The sequence below is a fragment of the Aeromonas sp. HMWF016 genome (assembly GCF_963878195.1).
Classification (GTDB): domain Bacteria; phylum Pseudomonadota; class Gammaproteobacteria; order Enterobacterales; family Aeromonadaceae; genus Aeromonas; species Aeromonas lacus.
The window spans coordinates 1-2,519 of the sequence record NZ_CAWNWX010000090.1 but is presented as its reverse complement, the minus strand read 5'-3'; the positions used below and the strand labels follow the sequence as shown (position 1 = coordinate 2,519).

Below are 2,519 nucleotides of genomic sequence, written 5' to 3'. Positions count from 1 at the left end.
CTGTTGCCCTGCCCGCACCGCCCCTTGATTGTCCCACCTGCGCAACAGCCCTTCGCTTATGCGTTGCACCAGTAAACCAATCTGAGGGAATCCAACACCCGGCCATAGCCGCAGGGTGGCCAGCAGCCAGCGCCCGATCACCGACCGGCTGGCGGCAAGGTCGCAGAGCAAGAAGAGTTTGATAGAGGTCAAAAAACGAGACGTTTCTGATAGTTACATCACGTTAAGGCTCGCCTCGGCAGTTTCGTTTGGCTTACCATGGCCACTCAGAACCTGTTGAACTGCGATGGGTTGCTGCCAGCGCGGGTCAAGAGTACATACTGGAAGCTGTAATCCACGGGCGGTAGCGTAGGTTTTAGTAGAATTACGCCTTGCTCAGAAAGGTGAGTGTCCCAGATTCCCTGTATTAGGTTATTAATCATTAAAATGGCTTTGCTCGCCTTATATGGTGGGAAATACATATCCATAGATACATTAGACAGACAATAGAATGAGGGATTTACGTTGACAGAGATAAAGGCTTGGTTAGATATTGCGTACTTATTAAGTGGGCCTATCATTGCGGTTATCGCATATTTAGCACTTGGGCAGATACGCATAGCGAAAGCACAGATAGAAGAACAAAGAAACGCATTAAGGGTCACATCGAAACGAGATGCATTGAAATTAACATCAGAGCAAGTCACATTGTATTGTGACAAGATAATCCCACTTCAGAATGTTTTTTACAAAAAGCTGAGAGATGAAGGGGTTGATGTTTTTGATAAATTTGGTGTTGAATTTGACTCGGAGTCAATAAAATTGATACCTCCTGGTGAACAGGTTGATATTGAAGTTTTAGGGAAATTTGTCACTGAGTTTGTGAACGTCGCTAATGCGATGGAGAGTTTCAGTACGTATTTTATGTCTGGGGTCGCAGATGAAGAAATAGCTTACCTTTCCTTAGGTTCTACATTTTGTAGTACAATGAAAACTCTTGCGCCCTTATTAATACCTATGAGTAATGATGAAAGGCGTTTTGCGGCTTGTCTTGGTTTGTATCAAATTTGGGGAATGAGACGTGAAAATGAAGCGCTTCAAAAACAAAAAAATGAAATAGAGAGTAAATTAAACTCCAAACAGAAAATGTCTATTCGTGTGATGGGTGACGAGTCATAGTTGTTTTTCCTATTTCCTTCAATGTGCGCAGGTTACTGGGGGGTATGTAAATCGTCAGATTGTATTCTGACACAGACAAAAATTTATTTTTACATCAGCGTATCTGATACTTTCAGTTACTGTACAGATCTAGTTATCACCTAACACCGGCCTCAAACCGGTGTTTTTACGCTACTTTAGTGCGCGAGTGCGCGCCTCCTTCGGTATCAATTTCAGCCCCTTCTTGAACATGCTGTAGGGAGTCAGTCCCTCACTCATCCTGCCCTGATGTGGTCTCTGGTTGTTGTAGTGTTCCAGATAACTATCCAAGTTTGTCTGCATCAACTCCACCGACTCATACCATGAGTCTTTATGGTAAACTGACACATCTGTAAAAGAATAAAAATACGACCATCTGGTCGCCTTATTATTTCTATCGCGTTCCAATCAGGAAGCTCACCAAACCGGTCGCTTGGCACCATTTTCTTTGAACGCAGGCTGCCACCCTGAGCGGCGGGTTTGGCGCTGGCTTGACGATATCTATCACAAAACTGCCAGCGCAGCCCACACCGAGATTGTACGTATCGAGTAAACCGCTCGCTTGCAGCTCTGTCGGCCATGCCATAGTTCAGATCGACGAGGCGGCTTGTCCCTCCCCACCCCTGTTGCCCTGCACGCACAGCCCCTTGATTGCGCCACCTGCGCAACAGCTGTTCGGTTTGCGTTGCAACAGTAAAACAATCTGAGGGGTGCCAGCACCCGACCATAGCCGCAGGATGGCCAGCAGCCAGTGCCCGATCACTGTCCGGTTGGCGGCAAGGCCGCAGAGCAAGAAGAGTTTGATAGAGGTCAAAAAACGAGACGCTTCTGATAGTTACATCACTTTAAGGCTCGCCTCGGCAGTTTCGTTTGGCTTACCATGGCCATTCAAAACCTGTTGAGCTGCGATGGGTTACTGCCAGCGCAGATCAAGGGAACATTTTGGAAGTTGTAATCCACGGGCTGTAGCGTGAGATTCGGAGGCTTTATGCCTTGCATAGAAAGGTGGGTATCCCAGATTTATTATGTCAAAACAAACATCAATGTCATCTATTGTAGAAGCCATCCTCAATGGATATGAAGAGGCACACTCCTTGTATGAAGAGATGTCGGGTGGCCAGTGGCTATGGCAAGCTCCTGAATATTTCATAACATCAACAGTTGCAAAATCCATTCATAGTATTCCTGGAAATAAATATATAACACTAGAAAATAGTGTAATTCGAGGCATTCAAGATGCTGGGGCCAGAGGAAGAGGTAAATTACCAGCTGACATTCGTGCAAATGGAAGATCTGACATTACTCTTCGGTGGGCAAGTAAAAAGCCCCGAGCAGTAATAGAA

General features: G+C 45.8%; 3 protein-coding genes and 1 pseudogene. 2 read left to right on the top strand and 2 right to left on the bottom strand.

Features of this window, described 5'->3' with window-relative positions; translation table 11 throughout:
• The coding region (locus AACS24_RS14510) for a hypothetical protein (protein ID WP_219927727.1) at positions 1 to 192 on the bottom strand (192 nt) is incomplete at its 3' end.
• A gap of 312 nt (positions 193 to 504) precedes the next feature.
• Between AACS24_RS14510 and AACS24_RS14505 the strand changes: the two genes are divergently transcribed.
• A complete protein-coding gene (locus tag AACS24_RS14505) occupies positions 505 to 1,158 on the top strand; it encodes a hypothetical protein (RefSeq protein WP_108571128.1) in 654 nt (217 codons plus the stop codon).
• Positions 1,159 to 1,329: 171 nt separating this feature from the next.
• Here AACS24_RS14505 and AACS24_RS14500 read toward each other — a convergent pair.
• Positions 1,330 to 1,509, bottom strand: a pseudogene (locus AACS24_RS14500) (IS481 family transposase); the annotation flags it as partial.
• Positions 1,510 to 2,201: 692 nt separating this feature from the next.
• Between AACS24_RS14500 and AACS24_RS14495 the strand changes: the two are divergent.
• Positions 2,202 to 2,519, top strand: a 318-nt coding sequence (locus tag AACS24_RS14495; RefSeq protein WP_219927726.1) for a hypothetical protein, incomplete at its 3' end; no start/stop codon positions are given.